Raw genomic sequence first — 24,783 nt, forward strand, 5'->3', positions numbered from 1 at the left:
CAGGCCATGACCCTCGATGAGCTCGTCACCCGCTATCGCCCGCATCTGGAAGATGAATCCGTCAGGGTCCGGCGGAGCTGGGAGGAGATGTTTACCTACACGCTCAGGCTCTATCCGAAGGACACCCTTCTGGAAGCCTTCGATGTGCATGGCCTTGAACAAAAGCTGATCTCTGCAGGCCTGCACCCGCCCGTCGTCAACGGTTACGTCAAACGCTGGGCCGATTTGCTCGCGCGCGCACAGGACCTCTGACCTCTAACGGCATGAGTTCAGCCTACCAGGGGCGGCGCGGGTCCTGCCTGCGCACGCCCTCTATAGGCAATCAGCCGTTCTGGGTGATCGGCGCTATCTGGATTTCGACGCGACGGTTCTGCGCGCGGCCGGCTTCCGACGCGTTGCTGGCGACCGGCTGTGTCGGGCCGAAGCCGACGGCGGAGACGCGGCGCGGATCGATGCCCTGGGTGCCGAGATAGCCGGCGACCGAGTCTGCGCGACGCTCCGAGAGCTCCTGATTATGCTGCATGCTGCCGGTCGAATCCGTATGTCCGTTGACGTCGATCAGCGTTTTGTTGAACTTGCGCAGAACGATTGCCACCGAGTTCAGCGTCTGGTCGAACTCCGGCTTCACGTAATACTGGTCGGTATCGAAGGTGATGGCCGACGGCATGTTGAGAATGATGCGATCACCGGTGCGGGTGACGGAAACGCCGGTGCCCTGCAGCTGCTGACGCAACTCCGATTCCTGCTGGTCCATGTAATTGCCGATGGAACCGCCGGCGAGAGCGCCGATGCCTGCGCCGATCAGCGCCGCGTTGCGCCGTCCGACCGGGGAGCCGCCGACGGCAAGGCCCGCAATCGCCCCGAGCCCCGCGCCGATGGCAGCGCCACCCGCAGTGTTCGAAACCTTCTGCTCGCCCGTGTAGGGATCGGTGGTCGTGCAGGCATTCAGGAAGGCAGCCGAGACGGCGAGTAGAACGAATTTCTTGATCATGGACGAGGGCCTCTGCTTCGATGACGAGACGTGTATCAAGGATTGCGGCAATATCATGAAAAATAATGACAGCCCCTTGTCAACGCACAGATTTGCCCCATGAGCGTCGTAGCGAACCATAGGCCGTAGTGGATGCGCAGGGACATTGCCGCGCGGACGACGACACGTCACCGCGCCCTGCCGTCTCCGAATCGCGCGCTGGGGCGGCTCCGATAGCGGGCGGGATGGCAATAAGGGAATGAAAGCAGAACATCTTTTCTGGCCTTTCGATTCCGAATCACTACATTACGCGACATGACGATAGGACACGACGACATTCCCTTCTTCGACGAAGAGCCCGAGCACGCCGAGCCGAGGCGCCACGAGCCGGCTGCAGCGCGTCCGCAAGCTGCCGGCGGCATTGCCGCCCGCGCCATGGCAGCGCGCGATGTCGGCCGCGTGCCGGATTACCTCGCAGGCCTCAACGCCGAGCAGACAGAGGCTGTCGAGACGCTGGAGGGGCCGCTGCTGGTACTCGCCGGCGCCGGCACCGGCAAGACCCGTGTGCTCACCACCCGCATCGCCCATATCCTGTCGACGAACCGCGCCTTCCCCAGCCAGATCCTGTCGGTGACATTCACCAACAAGGCGGCGCGCGAGATGAAGGAGCGTGTTGCACTGCTGGTCGGCGGCGCAGTCGAAGGCATGCCATGGCTCGGCACCTTCCACTCGATCGGCGTCAAGCTGCTCCGCCGTCACGCGGAACTGGTCGGCCTGACATCGGATTTCTCCATCCTCGATACCGACGACGTCGTTCGCCTGATCAAGCAGATCATCCAGGCCGAGGGCCTCGACGACAAGCGCTGGCCGGCAAAGCAATTCGCCGGCATGATCGACGGCTGGAAGAACAAGGGCCTGACACCGCCCGATATTGCCGAGGGCGATGCCCGTGCTTTTGCCAACGGCAAGGGCCGCGAACTCTACGCTGCCTACCAGGCGCGGCTGAAGACGCTGAACGCCTGCGATTTCGGCGACCTGCTGCTGCATCCGATCACCATGTTCCGCCAGAACCCGGATGTGCTGAAGGATTATCACCAGCGCTTCCGCTATATCCTCGTCGACGAGTATCAGGACACCAACACCGCCCAGTACATGTGGCTGCGGCTGCTCGCCCAGCGGCCGAAGGGCGAGATGCAGAATGTCTGCTGCGTCGGCGACGACGACCAGTCGATCTACGGCTGGCGCGGCGCCGAGGTCGACAACATCCTGCGCTTCGAGAAGGATTTCCCGGGCGCCAAGGTGATCAAGCTCGAGCGCAACTACCGCTCGACCGAACACATCCTCGGCGCGGCTGCCCATCTGATCGCCCACAACGAAGGCCGGCTCGGCAAGACGCTTTTCACCGACCGCAGCGATCCCGAGGACGCCAAGGTTCAGGTTCACGCCGCCTGGGACTCGGAAGAGGAAGCCCGGGCGCTGGGCGAAGAGATCGAGCAGCTGCAGCGCGGCGGCCACGCGCTGAACGACATGGCGATCCTCGTGCGCGCCTCGTTCCAGATGCGCGAGTTCGAAGACCGCTTCGTCACGCTCGGCCTCAACTACCGCGTCATCGGCGGCCCACGCTTTTACGAGCGCATGGAAATCCGCGACGCCATGGCCTATTTCCGCCTCGTCTGCCAGCCGGCCGACGACCTCGCCTTCGAGCGCATCGTCAACACGCCGAAACGCGGTCTTGGCGACACAACGGTGCGCGCCCTGCACGACTATGCCCGCGCCCGCAATATACCCATGCTGGCCGCGGCAGCCGACATCATCGAAACCGACGAGATGAAGCCGAAGCCGCGCAAGGCTTTGTACGACGTCGTGATGTCCGTCCGCCGCTGGCAGGAACGGCTCGAAAACGCACCCCACACGGAGCTTGCCGAGCAGATCCTCGAGGAATCCGGCTACACCGACATGTGGAAGAACGACAAGTCGGCTGAAGCGCCGGGCCGCCTCGACAACCTGAAAGAACTGATCCGCTCGATGGACAGCTTCGAGAGCATGCGCGGCTTCCTCGAACACGTCTCGCTGGTCATGGATGCCGAAAACAACGAGAACCTCGATGCTGTCTCGATCATGACGCTGCATTCCGCCAAGGGACTGGAATTCAAGACGGTCTTCCTACCCGGCTGGGAGGAAGGCCTGTTTCCCCACCAGCGCTCGCTCGACGAGAGTGGACGGGCGGGTCTCGAAGAGGAACGACGGCTTGCCTATGTCGGCCTGACGCGGGCCAAACGCCTTTGCCACATCTGGTTCGTCTCAAACCGCCGCATCCACGGCCTCTGGCAATCCACCCTGCCCTCCCGCTTCCTCGACGAGTTGCCGAATACACACGTGTCCGTCGCCGAGACCGAGCAATCCTATGGCGGCTATGGACGCAGCGCCTACGGCCAGTCACGCTTCGACAAGGCCGAGCCCTTCTCCAACAGCTACGGCACGCCGGGCTGGAAACGCGCCCAGGCCAACAAGACCGATGCAACGCGCGACAACTGGGGCTCGCGCTCCGGCCACGCAGTCGAGCGCATCGGCTACGGCGAAAGCGGCCCGAAGGCGCGCACCATCGACGGCGAACTGGTGGCGAAATCAACGACCGACACTCCCTCCCGCTTCGCAGTCGGCGAACGCATCTTCCACATCAAGTTCGGCAACGGCAATATTTCAGCTATCGAAGGCAACAAGCTGACCATCGAATTCGACAGGGCCGGCCAGAAGCGTGTGCTGGATGGGTTTGTGGAGAGGGTGTGAGGGCGGAAGCGCGCTGTGGCGAGTAACCCCGTGGCGGATGTCGGCCCGTTGGGGACATTTTACGAATTCGAAGAATAGCTATTTAGCTCTGCGTCCAACGAATTCCGCAAACCGTCCTGCTTCGCCGTTAGCCTTAGGTAATCCAAGATCTCGACGATATATCCGGGATACGATATCCAACGATCTGGCGCAATCAGGACCTAATATTGAAGCGGTGTGGCAAAATGTAGGACGACACGGCACCTGAGGGCTGGGCGTGATCGCTGCGTCTTAATTGCGCCGCCGCCTTAATGAATAATGCAATCCCCGCGGCTTTCGCCGTTCTTGTCTGTATCCAGATAGCTCAGGTAGTCGATCAACATCTCGCTGCGCTGCTCAGCAAAATCATAGCCGCCAGCATTGGCAAGCATTTCCGTGAGCGCGGTGTCAGGGATCTCGCAACCCCGCCTGCGTTTTTCGAACGCCCCCAACCTTAGGCGTGCTCGATCAAGCGCGCTCTGCTTCGCCCGACGATCTTCATTAGCCCTATCGGCAAGCGTCTTTAGTGCCTTTTCAGCGGCCTGCCGCGCTACAGGGTTGGGCCAGATCTCGCCAGCCATGTCGATCGCCTCGGCCTCACGTTCGAGGCCCGGCCCCGCCTCGCTGCCATCATATTTTTCGAGATACCAAGTCAGTGCCTTGCTTCTGTCGGTATCGTAGAAGGCATCTTCACGGTGAACCTCCATAAATTCGGCAAACGACTGCTGAAGGAACTCCATGCCATAAATGCCCTTTTCAGCAATGTCGCTGAGCATCATCGCTGACTGCTGTACAGGCAGTCGGGCGAACACCTTCACCGCCTGATCGTGTTGACCGGCCTCTTCGAAGTGCAACGCAAGCGGTTGTATCAGACCCTCTGCAACTTCGCTGCGGATCACGCCAACAACGAAGGCCTGTTCCTGCGGGTTCTTGTATTTTTCTTTGGCCTCGCGCACATCCGTCTGCATCTGCGCCAGGACAGGATCAACAAGGTCAAGCGCAGCCTGCTCGCCTCGGCAAGCAAGCACACCAGTGGTCTGCCGAGACCAGTCTATCGCCTGTTTCTCTCTCTCCAGCTTCCAGCCCTGCTTCTCCTTCTCAAGCAGTGCGAGGATGCGCTCCCCTGGCTCATGATTGCCGTTATCACAGAAACGTGCAGCGGCCCGGCTCAGCCCCTCCCTCGGATCATAAGTCGCGGACTGCGGAAAATTATAGCGGCTGGCATAACGCTCCAGCGCATCCACATCATTATTTGCCATCCAGTCGAAAACCAGCGTGACGGTATCGAACGCATCGTTCCAGAGCATCTCTACGTGCTCGTCCCAAAGAGAAAGCGTAGCCGCGCGTTCTTTCTTAAGCAAAACGGGAAAGGCGAACTCAACGAAGTCGGCAAAGTTCGTCCTATCAGGCCCCTCTTGGCTGTCCAAAGCTTCCTCAAGGAGGTCAGCAGTCAGCCAGTCCGATGGAAGGAGAGGCCAGCTGGTCTTGTCTAGAGTGGCGAAGAAAGCCTCATCTGCTCCCGCCGCCTGCCAGCGTTGCCGAACCGCCTGCCACTGATCTGGCGGAACAAGCGCATAAAGCCTGCCGGCCCGCGTTGCATGTGGAGCGGCTTCGGCAATCGGATCGCGGCTGCTGAAATCCTTGATCGCTATGTCGAGTGCTACATCGAGGACACATTGTCGATCTTTAGGCTGGCAGAAGACGGCCCTGCTGCCAAAGGCGTCAAAAATGCCTGCGTTGGCGAACTGCGTTACGCAGAAAAACGATAATATGTTTGCAAAAAGGAGGGCAATCAGGAGACGATACTTCCGGAGAGGCAACCTTTTTGCAACGCGCATTATCGATGTCCCCCCATCCAGCCTGTCTGCTCATCGCACCTTCAGAGGCACCAAATAAGGTGCTTGTTCAGCATGACAAGGTCAGGGTGGGGACAGAATGACTGCAATTTGCGGTTGGTTCAACTGATCGCTGCAACACACTCACCGAAGCAGCCGTGGCCGCTCCAAGCGAAGCAGACACGCGACCTTTGCGATAAAGCTAGCGATGGTAAGGTACCGGATAATTGTCAAGGTGCAGCATTATGACCGGCCGACGGTGTCACCACCTTGCATATCCATAGAAGCTGATCCGCAGTCCTCGAGAAAAAATCACAGCATCTTGCACAAGAAAAAGCGCTGCGTTTGTCGGGGGTAGTGATCGAGCACGCTGAAGACGGTATAGCCTTGCTTCTCGTAGAAGCCTGGCGCCTGAAAGCTGAACGTATCCAGCCAGACGCCAACGCAGCCTCGCTCTCTGGCCCAGCCTTCCGCCTGTTGCAGCATCCTGGCACCAAGGCCTTGGCCACGAAAGGCTTCGGGGACCACGAGCAGTTCCACGAAAAGCCAGTCGTAGCTGTAGCTCGCCCATAGACCACCCCGCACCGTGCCAGCCTCGTCGCGCAGCAGGATTGCGAGCGGGCCCCAGGGCCCATCCACCTTTGAAGCATTGTAGTCGATCAGCGGTTGGCGAATTGCGTTGTAATCGTCATCGCTAGGCTGGATGACAAGCTCGAGGTCAAGGCCAGACATGTCATTCTCCTGTCGTTCAGCTAGGAACATTCCCGCAGGCAGCGGTCAGGTTCCGTAGAACGCCCTGTGATAAACGACAACGCCTTGTCGCGTGTCATCTCCGAAGTCGAGTCTTTGGAAATATTCCACCGGGACTCCGGGAAAGTGCAAAGCGGGGTCAGCCTTGAACCCGAAGCGGGCATAGTAGCCGGGGTCGCCGAGGACGACACATCCAGCCGCGCCATGGGTTTTTATCTGGTAAAGTCCAGCTTCGATAAGCCTCGCTCCGATGCCCTGTCGCTGCTTGTCGGGTCGCACGGCGACCGGCCCGAGCCCGTACCAGTTGACGGCTTGGCCATGGATTTCGACCGGAGAAAAGGCGACATGGCCGACAATCTCTCCATCCTTTTCTGCCACCAGCGACACCGTTAAAGCGCCTCCGGCTCTAAGACCTTCAACAATAGCGCCTTCCGTTCCGTCGCTGTGAGGAGCGCCGTCGAATGCGCTGGTGACGAGCACGCGGATTGGCTGAATGTCGCTGGTATTTTCGGGTCTTATGATCATCTGACGCTTGTAGTAGACAACAGAAAAACGGCCAAGAAGCAACAACTTAGCGCAGTTTCAGTACCCTACTCTGCCGCTGAATTACCATCAGCCGCCACCGGTTCGACACCCCCAAGCCTCAATCCTGACGCTATGCTGCACTGCAAAAAACACAATGCTGCGGTGCTACCAATTGTCGCTGACTGCTTTATATCGTCGCCTACGGCCCTGCCTCCCGCGCTCTTTTGCGGATTTTCAGCGGGCCGCTGCCAATCTGCCGCCCGGCAGGGCCTGAAACGTTTCAGGCGCGGCGACAACAGTTTTGAGGATCAATAAAGTGGCTGGTATAACAACAAACAGCGCTGTCTCCGAAGGTGCCAAGGCGCCGGCGGGACAGAATTATCAATTTGCGCTTATTGCGCTCACCTCTCTCTTTTTCATGTGGGGCTTCATCACCTGCCTGAATGATATTCTGGTTCCGCACCTGAAAAACGTCTTTCAGCTGAACTATACGCAATCGATGCTCATCCAGCTCTGCTTCTTCGGCGCCTACTTCATCGTCTCGCTGCCGGCCGGCGCTCTGGTCAAGCGCATCAGCTACAAATGGGGCATCGTCGTCGGCCTCGTCATTGCCGCTATCGGATGCGCGCTGTTCATCCCCGCCGCCAGCTACCGCATCTACGCATTGTTCCTCGGCGCACTCTTCGTGCTCGCCGCCGGCGTCACCGTTCTGCAGGTTGCCGCCAACCCCTATGTCACCGTCCTCGGCAAGCCCGAAACGGCTGCTGCCCGCCTGACGCTGACCCAGGCCTTCAATTCGCTCGGCACCACCATCGCGCCGATCTTTGGCGCCTTCCTGATCCTCTCGGCGGCAACAGCCGATCTCAGCACCGCGACGCCGGAACAGCTCGACGCCATCCATCTGGCTGAAGCCAGCACGGTCAAATTCCCCTACATGATCCTTGCCATCGCGTTTCTGGTGCTGGCAGCCGTCTTTGCCGCGCTAAAGCTGCCGAACGTCCAGGGCGATGAAACCGTCAACAAGCCCGGCGATACCGGATCGGCCTGGCAGTATCGCCATCTCGTCCTCGGCGCCGTCGGCATCTTCCTCTATGTTGGCGCTGAAGTCAGCATCGGCAGCTTCCTCGTCAACTTCTTCAGCCAGCCCGACATTGGCGGCCTGTCGGAATCGGATGCTGCCCACTACGTCGCCTATTTCTGGGGTGGCGCCATGATCGGTCGCTTTATCGGCGCCGTAGCCATGCGCTACGTCGATGACGGCAAGGCTCTGGCATTCAACGCCGCTCTCGCTGCCATCCTGCTGCTCATCACCGTGCTTACTACCGGACATGTCGCCATGTGGGCCGTGCTGCTGGTCGGGCTGTTCAACTCGATCATGTTCCCGACGATCTTCAGCCTGGCGCTCGAAGGCCTCGGCAAATACACCAGCCAGGGCTCCGGCATCCTCTGCCTTGCCATCGTCGGCGGCGCCATCCTGCCGGTCATTCAGGGCGGTCTTGCCGATACCATTGGCATCCACCTCGCCTTCCTGATGCCCGTGCTCTGCTACATCTACATCGCATTCTACGGCATCAAGGGTCACAAGCTGCGCTGAGACCCTGAACCCATTGCGCCTCGCACCCTGTGCGGGGCGCAAAACACTTGATCCTTCCGTGCCGTCTTGGCATCGTGCACCAAGACATGGATGGAAGGACGTGACGATGAAGGCCCTGCTGCTGATCGATATCCAGACCGGCTTCTGCCCGGGCGGAAACCTCGCCGTTCGAGAGGGCGACGAGATCGTGCCCGTCGCCAACAGATTGATCGACAGCGGCAAGTACGACCTTGTCGTCGCCTCGCAGGACTGGCACCCCGAAGGCCATGGCAGCTTTGCCTCCTCCCATCTCGGCAAGAACCCTTTCGACATGGGCATGCTCTCCGGCAAGCCGCAGATGATGTGGCCGGACCATTGCGTCCAGGATACCCCGGACGCCGCCCTCCATCCCGACCTCCACGCCGGCGCCATCGATTTCATCCAGCAGAAGGGCCAGAACCCTGAAGTCGACAGCTACTCCGCATTCCGCGACAACGATCAGGCGGCCCTGACCGGCCTCGCCGACTATCTGCGCGAGCGACAGGTCACGGAACTCGATCTTTGCGGCCTCGCCACCGATTACTGCGTCAAGTTCTCCGCCATCGATGCCGTCGAGATGCTGCCGAGCGTCAGGGTGCGCTTCATCGAGGACGCCAGCCGCGGCATCGACCCTGCCGGCGTAAAAGCCGCCATCGACGAAATGCGCGTGCGCGGCGTGGCGATCATCGACAGCGCCGAGGCGCTCAACGCCTGAGCGATCGGCGGAGGCGCTAAACCTTCCTTCACGAAGATCGCCGAATGTGGCGGAAACGCCATGGGGCCATTGCCGTGCAAACCATCACCATCAACGGCCGCTTTCTGACGCAGCCCCTTTCGGGCGTGCAACGCTTCGCAAGGGAACTGACACTGGCGCTGGATGCAAGGATCGCAGCCGGCACCGTGACAGATGCCCTTAAAGAGGTTAACTGGCGTCTCGCCGTCCCCGCTGGTACCGCCGTTGACCTCGATCTTCAGGCCATCGGCGTCGATGCATTCGGCGCGGGGCCCGGGCACCTGTGGGAACAGACGGCGCTTTACGCTCATGCCCGCAAAGGCCGATTGCTGGGCTTCGGCGGCAGCGGCCCGCTGCTGCACCGGCGCCAGGCGGTTGTCATTCATGACGTGACGATCTTCCGCCATCCGGGCTCATTCAAACGCAGCTATCGGCTGCTGCACGCCGCTCTCGGCTTTGCCCTGACGCGGACGGCGAAGATCGGCACCGTCTCGGAATTTTCCCGCCGCGAACTCGCCTCTGTCTTCAAGGTGCCGGCCGCCGGTATTGATGTCGTTTACAACGCGGTCGATCATTTTGCCGCCATTGCGCCGGATACCGGGATCATCGACCGGCTCGGCCTCTCCACGAACGGCTTCTTCCTGCTGGTCGGCACCATGAAGCCCAACAAGAACCTGGAGTTTGCCATCCGCGCCTTCGAAGCCCTTTGCAACACCAGCCAGAAACTGGTCGTGGTCGGCGGCAGTGCGCCGAGCGTTTTCAAATCGAAGGACGCGGCCTCGACCGGTAGCATCCTATATCCCGGCAGGCTGACCGATGCCGAGATCGTGGCATTGGAACGCCATGCGACCGCCTTCGTCTTCCCGAGCCTCTACGAAGGCTTCGGCATTCCGCCGCTGGAGGCCATGACGCAAGCCTGCCCGGTCCTCGCGGCAGATATCCCGGCTGTGCGCGAAGCCTGCGGCACGGCCGCCCTCTATTTCGATCCGACCAGACAGGAAGAACTGACCGAAGCGATGCGCCGCATCTGCGACGAGCCATCCCTGCGCCAGTCTTTGCAGGATGCCGGCCGGATCAATGTCGGACGTTTTTCCTGGGATACAAGCGCCGGCCGCATCCTCGAGATGCTGGCCGCCCTGTAAGCCATGACTAGGAGGTTGCCGCCGCGCTAAACAGCCGCCTGAAATAGCTGTACAACCCGGCGAGGCAAAAGACGCCGCCGCCGACCACGCCGACAGCCACCGAGGACCAGAGCGCTTGCCCGTAGCCGGCAGTGGCCACGACCGGGATGGCAAGCCCCACTGCCGCAAAAGCCACTGGCTGCCAGACGAACTCGAACGGCAGCGTCACCAGCACCTTCAACCCAACCACCATGGCCAAAAGTGCACCGACCATGCCGCCCGCCATCAACGGCCCGCTTGCATCGCCAAGCATTGCTGAAGTTGCCAGCGTCCCGCCGTTCAGCAACAGGCAATCGACGGCCGATAGCAGGAAAATCGACAGCAACCTGTGCCGAAGATGCGCAGGTGTCGGCAGCATGTTGAGCGTCAGCGCCCGGCAAAGCGCCAGGCCGACGACGAAGGGTGCAGCACTCATGAAACCGTCCCGGAGAGCAGGCGCGATAACGAATAGGCCGATGGGTTGCAGAAGGGCAAAAATGCCGGCAGCCGTCATCAGCGTAAAGCCGGTCAGCAGCGAGTAATAGGCGCCGAGTTGCGCCTTGAAAGCGCTGGTTTCGCCGTCCCGATCGTAAAGTGCCACGACATCGGGGTATTGGATCGCCTGCAGCGCCGAGACGATGAGCACGAAGGGCCGCTGCAGCAGATCGAGCGCCAGCAGCGCCCCGGCAGCAGCCGTAGGCCCAAGCACCGCCGTCAGGATCGCCTTCAGGCCGAGCGGCGCAAGCAGGCCGACGACCGAGGCGCCGGCAGCGACGCTACCGTAGATGAAGTGCTTTCGGACAACGGCAGCGTCGAAGCTTGCCCGCTCCGGTGAGACGCGGCGGGTCAGCGCCACCGCCAGCAGCGTATAGACCACATAGCCGGCCAGCAGCCCACCGACCGCCGCCATGAAGGTCGGGGCCAACAGCGCGCCGCTGAGCGTGCCCACGGCGAGGATTGTGGCGCGCGATCCCTGAAGCCTCGAAAAGGTGCGAAATTCCTGGCGGAAGCGCAACATCGTCAGGTGCAGGTCGCTCGCGCCTTGAAAGATCGCCACAAGACCGCCAACCAGCGCCACGCCGACAGGCACGGCAAACAGGATCGACCCCGCAGCCGCGACCACACAGATAAGCGCGCAAGTGGCAAACTCGACTTTCAACGCGCGCCGTTCTGTTGGCTCGCTCCCCGTCTGGCCGGGATAGAACCGGCTGCAGGCAAAGCGTATCCATTCGAAACAGAGGATCGCGGCAAACTGGCTGATGGAGATAAACAGCGAATAGGCAGAATAATCCGCAGGCGACAGCCAGTGGGCGACGACGATCAGCAGCCCGAATGCCACCGCCGCCTGATAGAAATATGCCGCCAAAGCCACGATCTTCGCCATCCGACGACATAACCGCAAAAAGCTGACGAAAATGCTAAGTCGCCGCTCATTCCGTGGTTGGCAGCGCAGGTTCCGGGCGAAGCGCCGAATTGCGTTTGGCAGCGCGGCGCGCTAGGAGAGCCTGCCGTTTCGTGGATGGGATGCATGGCCGGCTCGCGGGACTTCGGTTTCGCCCTGCGTGGGGAGAGTGATCTATGGATGTGACCAGCACCATTGCGGAGATGCGCGCCAGGCTTATGCCGCATCTGCGCGCCGGACGACGCATCGGCCTCGTGCCGACCATGGGCTATCTGCATGCCGGACACCTGGAACTCGTTCGCCGGGCGCGGAGCGAAAACGATATCGTCGTCACCTCGATCTTCGTCAATCCGCTGCAGTTTGCCGCCGGCGAGGACCTGGAGAAATATCCCCGCGATTTCGAGCGTGACAGCGCCATGCTGCGCAAGGCCGGGGTCGATTATCTCTTCGCCCCGACGCCTTCAGACATGTATCCAAGACCGATGGAAGCCGTCGTCGACGTGCCGGCCCTCGGCACCGAACTCGAGGGCTCTGTGCGTCCCGGCCACTTTGCCGGCGTCGCCACCGTCGTGACCAAGCTCTTCAACATCGTCCAGCCCGACAAGGCCTATTTCGGCGAGAAGGATTTCCAGCAGGTAACCCTGATCCGCCGCATGGTGGAGGATTTGGCGCAGCCGGTGACCGTCGTCGCTGTCCCGACGGTGCGCGATGTCGATGGTCTGGCGCTGTCATCGCGCAATAGCTACCTCACCGCCGATGAGCGCGCCGCTGCCGTCATCGTGCCGCAAGCGCTCGCAGAAGCCGAACGCCTCTACGCGGCGGGCGTCCGGGATCCCGCAGCGCTGGAAAGTGCCCTCACCGACTTCATCGCGCGCGAGCCGCTCGCCACGCCCGAAGTGGTCGCCGTGCGCGATCCGCAAACTCTGAAACCCTTGGCGGCCACCGGCGAAGGCCCGATCCTCGTCGCCCTCTTCGTGCGGATCGGAACAACCCGGCTGCTTGACAACCGCGTCATCGGTCAAATCAACGCCCGTAGCGAAAAGGCCGCCTGACATGAGTGCCACGACCTCCGCCAAGCGCATCACACCAGCCCGCATCAAAGCGATGAAGGGCACGCGCCCTGTCGTAGCGCTCACGGCCTACACGACGCCGATGGCGCGTCTGCTCGATCCTCACTGCGACATGCTGCTGGTCGGCGATTCGCTCGGCATGGTGCTCTACGGCCTGCCGACCACGGTCGGCGTGACGCAGGAGATGATGATCGCCCACGGCCAAGCCGTGATGCGCGGCGTAGCCCACGCCTGCGTCATCGTCGACCTGCCCTTCGGCACCTACCAGGCCTCGAAGGAACAGGCATTCCTGACCGCTGCCCGCATCATGAAGGAAACCGGCTGCGACGGCGTCAAGCTCGAGGGCGGACGGGAAATGGCCGAGACCGTCGCCTTCCTCACCGCACGCGGCATTCCCGTGTTCGGCCATGTCGGCCTGATGCCGCAGTTGGTCAACACCAACGGCGGATACCGCGCACTTGGTCGTTCGGACAAGGAATCGGACAAGATACGTGACGATGCCGCCGCCATCGGAGAGGCTGGCGCCTTTGCCATCGTTATCGAAGGCACGGTTGAGCCGCTGGCTCGCGAGATCACCGCGAGCCTGTCGATTCCCACCATCGGTATCGGCGCCTCGCCTGCCTGCGACGGCCAAGTGCTCGTGTCCGACGACATGCTCGGCCTGTTCAGCGATTTCAAACCGCGCTTCGTCAAGCACTTCGCCAATCTCGCGCCGCTGATCTCGGAAGCCGCCGCAGCCTATGCGGAAGACGTGAAGGCGCGGTCGTTTCCCGGGCCGGAACATACGTTTCAGCCGAAAGGCTGACTCAATACATCAGGTCCCGTCATTGCGTTCCCGCTCGAGCAGATAGATCGCCTCGCCGAAATCCTCCATCTGCTTCGTCAGCGCCGCATGGGCGTCGCTTAGACCCTGGTTGTAGAAGAATGCGCCGATATCGTTGGCGAAAAACTCCAGCAGGAATTCGGCCGGCAGCACACCGATGGTCTGGTCGAGCTCGTCGGCGAAATATTGGCGGATACGCGTGACGGCAGCGGCCTTCTCCTCCTTGGGTAGAACGATCTTCTTCATCTGTGCCCTCCTTGCGCGCCGCAAGGTTCAGCGAAATCGATCCATCGATCAAGGAAATTCAGTTGCCGCTGCCAGCCCCTCGCCTTACAGGGAAGCCCGCAACCGGAAATAACGCAGGGCTTGAGATGAATCGCGCGGACTTTCAGGAGGGACTGCGCGGCGGTATCCTCGTCGGCCTTGCCTCCACACCCTTCGGCGCCCTGTTTGGCGCCATCGCCCAAGGCCACGGCCTTTCGCTCGGCGAACTGACATTGATGAGCGGCATCGTCTATGCCGGTGCCAGCCAGCTGGTCGGCCTCGATCTCTTCGGTCACGACGTCGCCGCCTGGCTGATCGTCCTGTCGATCCTGGCGGTCAACTTTCGCCATATCCTCTATTCGGCGGCGATTGCCCGCAACATCAGGCACTTCAACGGCATCCAGAAGGCCCTGACCTTCTTCCTGCTCGTCGATCCACAGTTTGCCGAGACGGTGAAGCGCGGCGAAGCCGGCAAGCAGGTGAGCTTTTCCTGGTATATCGGCCTTGCCCTGATGGTCTACATTCCTTGGGTATTCGCAAGCTTCATCGGCGGCCTGCTCGGCAGCCTGATCGGCGATCCCCGATCGATCGGCCTCGATGTGCTGCTGCCGCTCTATTTTCTCGGCATCGTCATCGGCTTCCGCAAGCGCGACAATTTCCTGCCCGTCGTCGCTGCCAGCGCCGTTGCCGCTGTCGTCGCCTACCGTTATGTCGGCTCGCCCTGGCATGTCAGCATCGGCGCGCTCGCCGGCGTTGCGTTGGCGGCCCTCCTGCCGCCGGTCAAAAGCAACCGCAAGCCCGACCTCGCCGTCGAAAACCACGAGGTGTGACGATGACGCAATTCGATCCCCACATGCTGTTGCTCATACTCGCGGCTGCCGGCGTAACCTACCTGACGCGCATCGGCGGCTACGTTCTCATCACCCGAATGACCCGCATCCCGCCGCGCATGGAGGCCGCCCTCAACGCCGTGCCCGCCGCCGTGCTGACAGCGCTGATGGCCCCCACCTTCTTCAACGGCGGCATCGACCTCAAGGTGGCGCTGGTAGCCGCAGGATTGGTCGGCCTTTATCTGCCGGCCAGCGCAATGCTCGTCACCGGCTGGATCGTCGTCATGGCCTGGCGCCAGTTCATCGGCGCCTGACCCTGACTTCGCGTGAAAAGTTCGGCCTCAGTGGCCGAGCGGCAGCGTCGCATTCTCCAGCCAGCTGCGCACCTCGGCGTCATGGATAAGCGGCATCAACGCCTCGCGGGTGCGCGCGTGATAGTCGTTCAGCCAGTGAAGCTCGTCATGTGTCAGCAATTCCGCGATGATCAGGCTGCGGTCGATGGGGCAGAAGGTCAGAGTCTCGAAACCCAGCATGTCGATATCGCCGCCGTCGATCGGCTCCGCATCGCGGACATAAATCAGGTTTTCGATTCGGATGCCGAAGCTGCCGGGACGGTAGTAGCCAGGCTCGTTGGAGAGGATCATGCCGGGCAGCAGCTCCTGCGTCGAGAGACGGGCAATGCGCTGCGGGCCTTCATGCACCGACAGGAAGGAGCCGACGCCATGGCCGGTGCCGTGGGCATAGTCGGCGCCGGCCTTCCAGAGCGCGATGCGGGCCAGCGGATCGAGATCGCAGCCGCGCGTGCCGACGGGAAAGCGCGCCGTGCTGATGCCGATCATGCCTTTCAGAACCAGCGTGAAAAACTGCCGCTGCTCCTCCGGCACGGTGCCGACGGCAACGGTACGGGTGATGTCGGTTGTGCCGTTGATATATTGAGCGCCCGAGTCGAGCAGGTAGAGTTCGCCAGCCTGCAGCAACCTGTCGCTCTCTGTCGTCACCCGGTAGTGGATAATGGCGCCATGCTCGCCGGCTCCTGAAATCGTGTCGAATGACAGGTCCTTCAGCGGATTTTGCATCGCCTGGCCGATTTCGGCCCTGACAGCCTCAAGTTTGCGGGCCGCGTCGATTTCCGAAACGGTGGCCGGCTTCTGCGTCTCCAGCCAATGAAGGAAGGTCACCATCGCCGCACCATCCTGCAGATGGGCAGCAGCGGAGCCATTCAGCTCGGCCTGATTCTTGCGGGCGCGCGGCAGCCGTGCGGGATCGTTACCCTCGACAACCTCGCCACCGGCGCTGCGGATAATGTCGGTCAGAGCCTGCGCTGCCAGATCCGGGTCGACCATTACGCGCGCGCCATTGGCGGAAGCGGCATTCAGCCTCTCTATCAGATCGGACGGGGGAAATTGCTGGCAGAGCTGCGCCAGATAGGCTTCCGCCTCGATATTGGTCTTGCGCTTGTCGAGAAACAGCTCTGCCCTGCCGCCGGCATGAATGATCGCCCGGGCGAGCGGATGTGGTGTATGCGGCACGTCATTTCCGCGAATATTAAAGATCCAGGCGATCGACGAGGGATCGGTGACCAGCACGGCCGCGCAGTTCTTCTCTTCCAGAAGCCTTGCAATAGAGCCGATCTTCTCGCTGGCAAGCACGCCGGCCTGCTCCACCGTCTGGATGGTCACGGGTCCAAGCGGCTCGGCGGGGCGGTCGGTCCACAGGCGATCGAGCGGATTGTGCGGCAGGAACACGAGCGTGCCGCCGATCTCGCCCAACGCCTTTTCCAGCCGTCGCACTTCCGCGCCGGTGTGCAGCCACGGGTCGATCCCGAGCCGAAGTCCCTTGGCGGCGTGCTTCTTAAGCCACTGATGCGGCGGTTCGCCGACAAGATCGCCACTGGAAAACACTGTCGTATCCACCTGCTCCAGCAGCTGAGTCGTGTAGCGGCCATCGACGAAAACAACAGCCTTCGACTGTGTTACCAGCGCCACGCCGGCAGAACCGGTGAAGCCGCTCAACCACGCCAGTCGCTCCGAGCAGGCGGGCACATACTCGCCCTGGAACTCGTCGGCGCGTGGCACCAGAAATGCATCGATCCCGAGAGCTGTAAACGAGGCTCGGAGCCCCGCAACGCGTTCACGGCCGAATTGCGGTGTGGAAGTGACATCAAAAGACTGGAACATGGGGCATCCAAATGCTGACAAAGCGAATCCGCCCTGGGCGGTTGCCTGCATGTTATCCCAATTCGGCGCCATTGCGAGACTGGCCCTCGCATTAATGCCTGTTAATGCCCGTTAACGACTGCGCCTATTTGATGGGCAGAATCAAGCGATTATGACTCAATCACGACAATACCCATGACGTATACGCATGGCTCCCATGCCGCATTAAATCTGTGCTGCAGTGCGGGATAGTTTATAAGGGGTGCATCAGAAGGGTTGAAAGCAACCCACCCAAAAGGAATACGACTATGAACACTCCCCGTTTCGCATACAGCAGCCCGATGCAGGCTGGCGAACGCCGGACCGTCCGTCACGTAATCGGTGCCCTGCGCGTTGCAGATAGCGAAGCTTCCCGGATCATCGGCGTAAGCCGCGGCGACGTACGCAACACGAACACCAGCTACGCATTCTAGGATCGGTCGATACGGCTTCTCCTCCCGGCCGACGACTGACGAGAATGCGAGACGCCCGCTTGAGCATTTCCTCCCCTCTGCTCGCGGACATGATCAGGTAACACTGATCTGCAAGGCGACACCCCTGGTGTCGCCTTTTGCATTTTGGAGGAAATTCAAGAACTTGGTAACAAAGCCGGAATCACTGCGCGAGCCGGTCAAGGCTCAGGCGCGGTCGAGATGGATTGTAACCCAGCCGTTGCGCCATATGGTGCGGACATGGCGCAGCGTGGCGCCGTTATAGGCGGCGATCACCTTCCAACGCTGGGCGGCAAGGATACCGGACAGGATGACAGACCCACCGGGAGCAAGATGGTTGGCAAGCTGCGGCGCCATGCGGATCAGCGGCCGCGCAAGGATGTTGGCGATGATCAGGTCGAAAGGCCCATGCCGGGAAAAGGCCGTCGAGTGAAATCCGGGAGCGGTTTCGAGCGAAATTCCCGAGGCTATGCCGTTGCGCACGACGTTTTCGCGGGCGACTCGAACCGCGATGGGATCGATGTCGGTGGCCAGCACCGGAATATTCTTTAGTTTCCGCACGGCAATGGCCAGCACGCCGCTGCCGGTGCCGAGATCCAGCGCATTGCGGACGCGTCGGCTGCGCATGACCGTCTCGATGGTTTCGAGGCAGCCGGCGGTCGTCCCGTGATGACCCGTGCCGAAGGCCTGACCGGCGTCGATCTCGATAGCGATCTCGCTGGCGCGGATCTTGTCGCGATCATGGGAGCCATGGACGACAAAGCGGCCGGCGCGCACCGGCTTCAGGCCGTCGAGCGAGCGGGCGATCCAGTCGACGTCGGGGATGATTTCCTTGTCGATCGCAAGTCCCGGATAGGCCTCGGCCAGCAGCGCCTCGAACCGTGGGCGAACGTCCTCTTCCTGATCCGCATAGAGGTAGATCGAGGCTTCCCAGATATCCTTCTTCTCGTCGATCTCGGAGGTTGCGATCGGCAGTTCCTCGTCTTCGAAGACAGGCGTCATCAGGTCTAGGATCCGCTCGGCATCGCGCTCGGTCGTCGTCACATACAGGCGAATCTCATTCAACGCTTCGGTCTCTCATCGTCGTTCAGTCCAGCCGGTCGATGGCGGTTTGCAGGTGTCGTACCTCGCGACATGGCGCAAAAGCAAGCGGCGGACGACGGGAAGCCGCATTACCGGCGGGTTCATGGTCACAAAGCTCATCGGGCGCTGCGGCTCTTGCCTACCTGACGTATCGTGGATCGTACAACCGACAGACCGACAGGTCCGGCCCAGGCACCCCGCCTAGCCCTTGTTGATCAGGTTCTGCAGCTTCTTGACGGCCGTATCCGGATTTTCCTGGTAGGCAATCGTTCCTGCAAACCGGCCCTCTGCGTCCAGAAGATACACAGATGCCGAATGGTCCATCGTATAGTCGCCATTCGGATCCTTGGCGTCGAGCGGCACCTTGACCGCATAGACCCGGAAACCGTGCACCATCTCGGTCACCTTGTCGGTCGGCCCGGAAATGCCGGTGATGCGGCGCGAAACGTTGGAGACATATTCTTTCATGATGGCAGGCGTGTCGCGCTCTGGATCGACGGTGACGAAATAGGCCCCGAGCTTGGATCCATCCGGATCGACCTTCTGGAGCCAGCCATCCATTTCGAAGAGCGTCGTCGGGCAGACATCCGGGCAATGCGTATAGCCGAAGAAGACCGCCGACGGCCGGCCGCGGAATGCCTTCTCGGTGATTGGCTGGCCATTTTGCGCCACGAGCGTGAAGGGAACGCCGAAGGGGCCGCCTGCAGCAGCGGATTCAGGCGATCGGGTGAAATAGAACGACCCTGCCCCGAGGAAGCCGGCCATCAAAGCGACCAGGACCCAGATCGCAATACGCAGTTTTTTCATGATCGATTCCCGATGCCAAAGCGGCCCGTCCAATGGAGTACCTGTTGAGAGGCTGCAGGGATACCGCTTCGGGCGACCGACCGCAATTCAACACGCCGTCACCCATATCGAATATGCGCGATACCTTGGAAATCGGCACAACGTTAAGCTGATCGTAACCAGTCTCGGTCAACATGTTTTTCAACGGCAAACCTCAATGATTCCGCTCAGACGCTCCGGAAAGAACTTCACATGTCGAACGCCATCAAACAGTCGGGTGCCTACCTGGAAATCGTTTCGTTTCACCTTGCCGATCAGGAATTCTGCATCGACATCATGGCGATCCGCGAAATCCGCGGTTGGGCGCCAGTGACGCCGATGCCACACACGCCACCCTACGTTCTCGGTCTCATCAACCTTCGCGGCGCGGTTATCCCCGTCATCGACATGTCCTGCCGCCTCGGCATGAAGATGACCGAGCCGTCGGAGCGCTCTGCCATCATCGTCACCGACATCGCCGGCAAGCTGGTCGGCCTGCTCGTCGAGCAGGTGTCGGACATGATGACCATCAAGAGCGAAGACCTGCAGCCGGCACCGGAAATCATCCCGGAGGCCCAGCGCGCCTTCTGCCGCGGCATCGTCGCCCTGGAAAAGACAATGGTCTGCTTCCTCAACCTCGACACCGTCATCGCCGACGAACTGGCGCAGGCCGCTTAAGCCTGACTACCCCGTTTATCCAACGGCCCGATGCGCAAGCGTCGGGCCGTTTTCGTATGGGTTGGGTCAGGGAGCGGGCTTGCCTTTTGTCCAGGTCACCGTCTGACCGTAGAGCGGGATGGTCGAGATCGACATCTTCGCCGAGCCGTCTGTCAGTTCGCGCGAATGGGCGAGATAGATCAGCGTGTCGTTCTTCTTGTCATAGATCCGGTTGACGACAAGCTTCTTCCAGATCAGCGACATGCCGGACTTGTAGACCTCCTCGCCGCCCTCTGACAGGTTGATATCGTTGATCTGGATCGGACCCGTCTGGCGGCAGGCGATGGAATTGTTGGACGGGTCCTCGAACCACTTACCCTTGCGCAGACGGTCGATCACGCCCCGGTCGAAATAGGTGACGTGGCAGGTGACGCCACTGATTTCCGGGTCCGGAACGGCATCGATGAGGATGTCGTTACCCGTCCAGTCGACGCCGACCTTGCCGACGACTTCGGCCGAGGCCGTGCCGGCGATGAGCGTGAGAATTGAAGCAGCGGCGAGAGCGAAACGGCGCATGGAAAACTCCTTGTTGATCCAGCGCCGAAGATATGTCGCAGGCGGATCTTTGCAAGGAGAGACGTTAGCGCTTGCGGCAGGTGCAGGGCTCATAGCCGCGCGACGTCAGGCGGCCGATCGTCATGCCGATTGCGGCCGGAATGCCGCCGACATCGACGGCCTTCACCGCCTTCGCCATCTCGATGGCGGCCGAGGCACAGATGGCCGCGTCTTCAGCCGCATTGTGATGCTTGAACCTCAGCGCCAGATGCTCGGCGATCACATTCAGCCGGTGCGACAGGAGCTGCGGCCAGATCCGCTGCGCCATCTTCAGGCTGCAGAGATAGAATAGCTCCGGATAGGATTGCCGGTAGTGATCGAGGCTCGCCCGCCAGACGCTAAAATCGAAGGACGCATTGTGGGCGATCATCGTCGCGCCGCGAAAGTCCTCCTGGAACTCCTCCATCACCTCGGGAAACGAAGGCGCATCCTCGACATGCTCCGGCCGGATGCCGTGGATGGCGATGTTGAAACCCGAAAACCGCATGTCCTTCGGGCGGATCAGCCGCTCTTCCACCCGCACCACACGCCCGTCCTCGATCCACGCCAGTCCAACGGAGCAGGCGCTGCCGCGCTGCTCGTTGGCAGTCTCGAAATCGATGGCGATGGTTTTCACGGGTGGTGTCCGATTCGTCTGATCGGACAGTAGTAGCGAGGCTTGAGCCTTGAAGCAATTTGGCAGCGAGGTTGACATTCTTCCGACGCTGAGGAAATCTGGGAGGATGATCGGATCGCTCAACAACGTCATGCTTCACATCACCACCACCCTTCCAGGGTGTGGGGGCGTGTTGCCGGGCTGAAACCCGACCGATCATCCCGACGACCCTGCCCGAGGCGAGCAGGGTTTGGGAACCGGCTCTCCTCCGTCAAACAAGGAGAGACCCCATGAATGAGACGCCGAGTTCTGACAAATCGCGTTCGAAAACACCTCCCGAAGGACTGCTGATCCGCGCGGCCGAAGTAGATGATGCCGAGGGTATCTCGACAATCGCCAACCTGCCCGGCTTTCGCGCAGGCACGCTGCGCCTGCCCTATCAGACGACGGACGATACCCGCCGCTGGCTGTCTAAAGCGGAGGCGCAATCACCGCGTCTGGTTGCCGTCCTCGACGGAAGAATCGTTGGAAACGCAGGCCTGCGGCGGTTCGAGGGCCGCAGGCAGCATGTCGGCAGCATCGGCATGGGCGTCCATGACGCATACACCGGTCGCGGTATCGGCAGCACGCTCATCGGTGCATTGCTGGATTGCGCCGACAACTGGCTGAACATCCGACGCGTCGAACTCACCGTCTATGCAGACAACGCAGCCGCCATCGCGCTCTACAAGCGTTTCGGATTTATCGAGGAAGGCCGGCTGAAGGACTTCGCCTTCCGCGCCGGGTCTTACGTCGACGCCCTGACCATGGCGCGCCTGCGCGAGCAAGGATGATGGAGGCTGCGGCCTTGCCTCACCCGATCAGCGCCAGCCACTCGTCCTCGTCCATCGTCTGCACTCCAAGCTCGCGCGCCTTATCGAGCTTGGAAAATGGCGGATTGAGATGGGTCGCGAGCAAGTAGTATGGCCATGCGCTCAGTTACAAAATGAAGATTGATTTCCGGAAATTTCCCGAATGCCAAATATCCTATTCTTTTTCACAATTTCTAATATTCTTAAATTTTAAGATATATATTGAAAGTAGTTATGTGTGCTGATAAATACAACTTTTCCTGAGGTAGGGCTACGCAAGCAAAGGAAACACTATGTCTAAGCATTGGTCGGGCCAAACATGCTCGGAAACAGGTTTATACGGACAGTATCACGACACTAATAACTCATATGCTGGGGCAGAGCACGATAAGAATGTCAAAAGCGGCGACCCATTCCCTCCTTCTCTGAACAATTGTCACTTCAAAAAGAAATAACACAAAGCGGGCTGGAGCTTCAGGTCCAGCCCGCTTGCGTTGGCTTACTCGTTGGCAGCCGGATGCCTCGTAGTGGTGCTAAATCACCCTACTGTCGACGGCAAGGCCGATCAGCGCCAGCCACTCGTCTTCGTCCATCGTCTGCACTCCAAGCTCGCGCGCCTTGTCGAGCTTGGAGCCGGCGCCGGGGCCGGCAACGACGATGTCGGTCTTCTTCGAGACGGAGCCTGCCACCTTGGCACCGAGGCTTTCCGCTTTAGCCTTGGCCTCGTCGCGCGTCATCTTTTCCAGCGTGCCTGTGAAGACCACGGTCTTGCCGGCCACCGGACTACCGGAGGCCTTGGGCTGCTCGGCATCCTGCGGGCGCACCTCGCGCAGCAGTCGCTCGATGACCTCGCTGTTGCGCGGCTCCTTGTAGAACTCGACGATGGCGCGGGCGACGACCTCGCCGATACCCTCGATGGCATTGAGGTCGTTCCATGCATCTCCCGTCAGCGGTGCTGCCTCGCGCATAGCCTCTCCGAAGGCCTCATATGTGCCATAGGAGCGGGCCAGCAGCTTGGCATTGGTCTCGCCGACGTGGCGGATGCCGAGTGCATAGATGAAACGCTGCAAGGCAATCTCACGCCGCCCGTTGATGGCGGCATATAGCTTGCCGACGCTGACCTTGCCGAAGCCATCGATATTCTCGAGCTTGGTCAAGGACGCCTTCTGCCGCTCCTCCAGCGTAAAGATATCCGGCCCGGTGCGGATCTGCAGGGCCGGATCGTCGCTTTCGAAAAAGAAATCGATCTGCTTGGCGCCCAGCCCCTCGATATCGTAGGCATTGCGCGAAACGAAGTGCTTCAGGTGCTCCTTGGCCTGCGCCTGGCAGGCAAAACCGCCGGTGCAGCGCGTCACCGAATCAAGCTTGCCGGTCTTCTCGTTGACCTCGCGCACCGCATGACTTCCGCAGACCGGGCAGACCTTCGGAAACTCGTAGGCGACACTTGCGGCATCGCGCTTCTCAAGCACCACATCGACGATCTGCGGAATGACATCGCCGGCGCGCTGGACGATGACGATATCGCCGATCCGGATGTCCCGGCCCTCTCGCAAGACCTCACCGCCATTGCCGATACCCTTGATGTAGTCCTCGTTGTGCAGCGTCGCATTGGTGACAACCACACCGCCGACAGTGATCGGCTCCAGCCGCGCCACTGGCGTCAGGGCGCCTGTCCTACCCACCTGGATATCGATGGCGGTCAGTCGCGTAAACGCCTGCTCGGCCGGAAACTTGTGCGCCGTCGCCCAGCGGGGGCTGCGCGAGCGGAAGCCGAGTCTAGCCTGCAGCGCGAGGTCGTCGACCTTGTAGACAACGCCATCGATATCGTAGTCGAGATCGGCGCGCTTCAAGCCTATATCGTCATAGTGGCTGAGAATATCGGCTACCGATTCCAACCGCTTCATCAGCGGATTGATCGGAAAGCCCCAACGCCCGAAAGCCTCCACCATGCCAAGCTGGGTATCCGCCGGCATTTCAGACATCTCGCCCCAGGCATAGGCAAAGAAGCGCAGCTTGCGGCTGGCCGTCACCTTGGCGTCGAGCTGGCGAAGCGAGCCGGCGGCCGTGTTGCGCGGGTTGACGTAGGTCTGCTTGCCCTCCGCCGCCATCTGGGCGTTCAGCGCCAGGAAGTCGCTCTTGGCCATGTAGACCTCGCCGCGCACCTCGACGACATCCGGCGCGTCCTTCGGCAGAGTGTTCGGGATTTCCTTAATGGTTCGGATATTGGCAGTGACGTTTTCGCCCGTCGTCCCGTCGCCACGCGTCGCGGCACTCACCATGCGACCGTTCTCGTAGCGGATCGACATCGACAGCCCGTCGATCTTCGGCTCGGCGGTAAAGGCAATCGACTGGTCCGGCAGGCGTCCGAGGAAACGGTAGATGCCGGCAACGAAATCCTGCACGTCTTCTTGCGAAAATGTGTTGTCGAGCGACAGCATCGGCCGCGCATGGGTGATCTGGGCAAATGTATCGGACGGAGCAGCGCCGACATGGCGGGAAGGACTGTCGATTCGCACCAGCGCCGGAAAGCGCGCCTCGATCGCATCGTTGCGCCGCTTCAGTGCGTCGTAATCGGCATCCGAGATCTCCGGTGCATCCTTGCCGTGATAGAGTGCGTCGTGGTGGGCAATCTGGCTCGCCAGCCGCTCCAGTTCGGCGGCTGCATCGGCCTCGGTCAGATCCTCGACGGACATAGCTTCGCTCGGCATCCATATCACTCCACAGTTTGAGT

The 24,783-nt window shown here is 61.1% G+C and carries 24 protein-coding genes; 12 read left to right on the forward strand and 12 right to left on the reverse strand.

The features are described 5' to 3' along the window. Positions 1-6 precede the first annotated feature (6 nt). Positions 7-252, forward strand: a complete 246-nt coding sequence (locus PR018_RS08890) for a hypothetical protein (RefSeq protein WP_142823166.1) — start codon at positions 7-9, stop codon at positions 250-252. Between the two features lie 70 nt (positions 253-322). On the opposite strand, the gene PR018_RS08895 is transcribed toward PR018_RS08890, so the two are convergent. Further along, positions 323-991, reverse strand: a complete 669-nt coding sequence (locus PR018_RS08895; protein ID WP_142823167.1) for a YiaD family glycine zipper/OmpA-like lipoprotein — start codon at positions 989-991, stop codon at positions 323-325. Between the two features lie 294 nt (positions 992-1,285). On the opposite strand from PR018_RS08895, the gene PR018_RS08900 reads away from it, so the two are divergent. Beyond that, positions 1,286-3,757, forward strand: coding sequence for an ATP-dependent helicase (locus tag PR018_RS08900; RefSeq protein ID WP_142823168.1), 2,472 nt, complete (start codon positions 1,286-1,288; stop codon positions 3,755-3,757). Between the two features lie 287 nt (positions 3,758-4,044). Here PR018_RS08900 and PR018_RS08905 read toward each other — a convergent pair whose 3' ends face one another. The 3 genes from PR018_RS08905 to PR018_RS08915 all read right to left on the reverse strand — a co-directional run bounded on the left by PR018_RS08905 (position 4,045) and on the right by PR018_RS08915 (position 6,885). Further along, positions 4,045-5,613, reverse strand: a complete 1,569-nt coding sequence (locus PR018_RS08905; protein ID WP_142823169.1) for a hypothetical protein — start codon at positions 5,611-5,613, stop codon at positions 4,045-4,047. A gap of 309 nt (positions 5,614-5,922) precedes the next feature. Further along, positions 5,923-6,342 carry a GNAT family N-acetyltransferase gene (locus PR018_RS08910; protein ID WP_142823170.1) on the reverse strand — a complete coding sequence of 140 codons (420 nt, stop codon included), beginning with the start codon at positions 6,340-6,342 and terminating at the stop codon, positions 5,923-5,925. 45 nt (positions 6,343-6,387) lie between these two features. Further along, positions 6,388-6,885, reverse strand: a complete 498-nt coding sequence (locus tag PR018_RS08915; protein WP_142823171.1) for a GNAT family N-acetyltransferase — start codon at positions 6,883-6,885, stop codon at positions 6,388-6,390. Positions 6,886-7,201: 316 nt separating this feature from the next. On the opposite strand from PR018_RS08915, the gene fucP reads away from it, so the two are divergent. From fucP to PR018_RS08930, 3 genes are all read left to right on the forward strand, one after another. Further along, positions 7,202-8,479: an L-fucose:H+ symporter permease gene (gene fucP / locus PR018_RS08920; RefSeq protein ID WP_142823172.1), complete on the forward strand. Its 1,278-nt coding sequence runs from the start codon at positions 7,202-7,204 to the stop codon at positions 8,477-8,479. A gap of 106 nt (positions 8,480-8,585) precedes the next feature. Continuing rightward, a complete protein-coding gene (pncA, locus tag PR018_RS08925; protein WP_142823606.1) occupies positions 8,586-9,212 on the forward strand; it encodes a bifunctional nicotinamidase/pyrazinamidase in 627 nt (208 codons plus the stop codon). A 74-nt stretch (positions 9,213-9,286) separates the two neighbouring features. Continuing rightward, positions 9,287-10,372: a glycosyltransferase family 4 protein gene (locus tag PR018_RS08930; RefSeq protein WP_142832206.1), complete on the forward strand. Its 1,086-nt coding sequence runs from the start codon at positions 9,287-9,289 to the stop codon at positions 10,370-10,372. Positions 10,373-10,379: 7 nt separating this feature from the next. Here the strand turns inward: PR018_RS08930 and PR018_RS08935 are convergent, their stop codons facing one another. Then, positions 10,380-11,762, reverse strand: a complete 1,383-nt coding sequence (locus PR018_RS08935) for a polysaccharide biosynthesis protein (protein WP_224127726.1) — start codon at positions 11,760-11,762, stop codon at positions 10,380-10,382. Between the two features lie 206 nt (positions 11,763-11,968). Here PR018_RS08935 and panC point away from each other — a divergent pair, with 206 nt between their 5' ends. Together panC and panB are read left to right on the forward strand one after the other, a co-directional pair. Further along, complete coding sequence (gene panC, locus PR018_RS08940; protein ID WP_142823175.1) at positions 11,969-12,844, forward strand: pantoate--beta-alanine ligase; 876 nt, start codon at positions 11,969-11,971, stop codon at positions 12,842-12,844. 1 nt (position 12,845) lies between these two features. After that, complete coding sequence (gene panB / locus PR018_RS08945; protein ID WP_142823176.1) at positions 12,846-13,667, forward strand: 3-methyl-2-oxobutanoate hydroxymethyltransferase; 822 nt, start codon at positions 12,846-12,848, stop codon at positions 13,665-13,667. A gap of 9 nt (positions 13,668-13,676) precedes the next feature. On the opposite strand, the gene PR018_RS08950 is transcribed toward panB, so the two are convergent. Further along, positions 13,677-13,931: a DUF2164 domain-containing protein gene (locus tag PR018_RS08950; protein ID WP_142823177.1), complete on the reverse strand. Its 255-nt coding sequence runs from the start codon at positions 13,929-13,931 to the stop codon at positions 13,677-13,679. A gap of 125 nt (positions 13,932-14,056) precedes the next feature. Between PR018_RS08950 and PR018_RS08955 the strand changes: the two genes are divergently transcribed. After that, positions 14,057-14,779, forward strand: coding sequence for an AzlC family ABC transporter permease (locus tag PR018_RS08955; RefSeq protein WP_142832207.1), 723 nt, complete (start codon positions 14,057-14,059; stop codon positions 14,777-14,779). 2 nt (positions 14,780-14,781) lie between these two features. After that, positions 14,782-15,093 (forward strand): AzlD family protein, encoded by a 312-nt coding sequence (locus PR018_RS08960; RefSeq protein ID WP_111222868.1) that lies wholly within the window; start codon positions 14,782-14,784, stop codon positions 15,091-15,093. Between the two features lie 27 nt (positions 15,094-15,120). On the opposite strand, the gene PR018_RS08965 is transcribed toward PR018_RS08960, so the two are convergent. Further along, the gene (locus tag PR018_RS08965) at positions 15,121-16,956 is read right to left on the reverse strand and encodes an aminopeptidase P family protein (protein WP_142823179.1); all 1,836 of its coding nucleotides are present in this window, start codon (positions 16,954-16,956) and stop codon (positions 15,121-15,123) included. A gap of 287 nt (positions 16,957-17,243) precedes the next feature. Here PR018_RS08965 and PR018_RS08970 point away from each other — a divergent pair, with 287 nt between their 5' ends. Then, positions 17,244-17,408, forward strand: a complete 165-nt coding sequence (locus PR018_RS08970; RefSeq protein ID WP_162854792.1) for a hypothetical protein — start codon at positions 17,244-17,246, stop codon at positions 17,406-17,408. Between the two features lie 204 nt (positions 17,409-17,612). Here the strand turns inward: PR018_RS08970 and PR018_RS08975 are convergent, their stop codons facing one another. Next, a complete protein-coding gene (locus PR018_RS08975; RefSeq protein ID WP_142823180.1) occupies positions 17,613-18,491 on the reverse strand; it encodes a 50S ribosomal protein L11 methyltransferase in 879 nt (292 codons plus the stop codon). Between the two features lie 219 nt (positions 18,492-18,710). Next, positions 18,711-19,316 (reverse strand): SCO family protein, encoded by a 606-nt coding sequence (locus PR018_RS08980; RefSeq protein WP_142832208.1) that lies wholly within the window; start codon positions 19,314-19,316, stop codon positions 18,711-18,713. Between the two features lie 231 nt (positions 19,317-19,547). Here PR018_RS08980 and PR018_RS08985 point away from each other — a divergent pair, with 231 nt between their 5' ends. Further along, the gene (locus PR018_RS08985; RefSeq protein ID WP_111222864.1) at positions 19,548-20,012 is read left to right on the forward strand and encodes a chemotaxis protein CheW; all 465 of its coding nucleotides are present in this window, start codon (positions 19,548-19,550) and stop codon (positions 20,010-20,012) included. A gap of 66 nt (positions 20,013-20,078) precedes the next feature. Here PR018_RS08985 and PR018_RS08990 read toward each other — a convergent pair whose 3' ends face one another. Both PR018_RS08990 and PR018_RS08995 read right to left on the reverse strand, forming a co-directional pair. After that, entirely contained in the window at positions 20,079-20,567 is a 489-nt protein-coding gene (locus PR018_RS08990) for a CreA family protein (RefSeq protein ID WP_142823182.1), read from the reverse strand. 64 nt (positions 20,568-20,631) lie between these two features. Then, positions 20,632-21,222 (reverse strand): 3'-5' exonuclease, encoded by a 591-nt coding sequence (locus PR018_RS08995; protein ID WP_142823183.1) that lies wholly within the window; start codon positions 21,220-21,222, stop codon positions 20,632-20,634. Between the two features lie 269 nt (positions 21,223-21,491). On the opposite strand from PR018_RS08995, the gene PR018_RS09000 reads away from it, so the two are divergent. Then, the gene (locus PR018_RS09000) at positions 21,492-22,034 is read left to right on the forward strand and encodes a GNAT family N-acetyltransferase (protein WP_142823184.1); all 543 of its coding nucleotides are present in this window, start codon (positions 21,492-21,494) and stop codon (positions 22,032-22,034) included. A gap of 551 nt (positions 22,035-22,585) precedes the next feature. Here the strand turns inward: PR018_RS09000 and ligA are convergent. After that, on the reverse strand, positions 22,586-24,760 hold the full coding sequence (ligA, locus tag PR018_RS09005) for an NAD-dependent DNA ligase LigA (protein WP_142832209.1): 2,175 nt from the start codon (positions 24,758-24,760) through the stop codon (positions 22,586-22,588). Between the last annotated feature and the right edge of the window lie 23 nt (positions 24,761-24,783).

The sequence above is a fragment of the Rhizobium rhododendri genome (assembly GCF_007000325.2).
GTDB lineage: Bacteria > Pseudomonadota > Alphaproteobacteria > Rhizobiales > Rhizobiaceae > Rhizobium > Rhizobium rhododendri.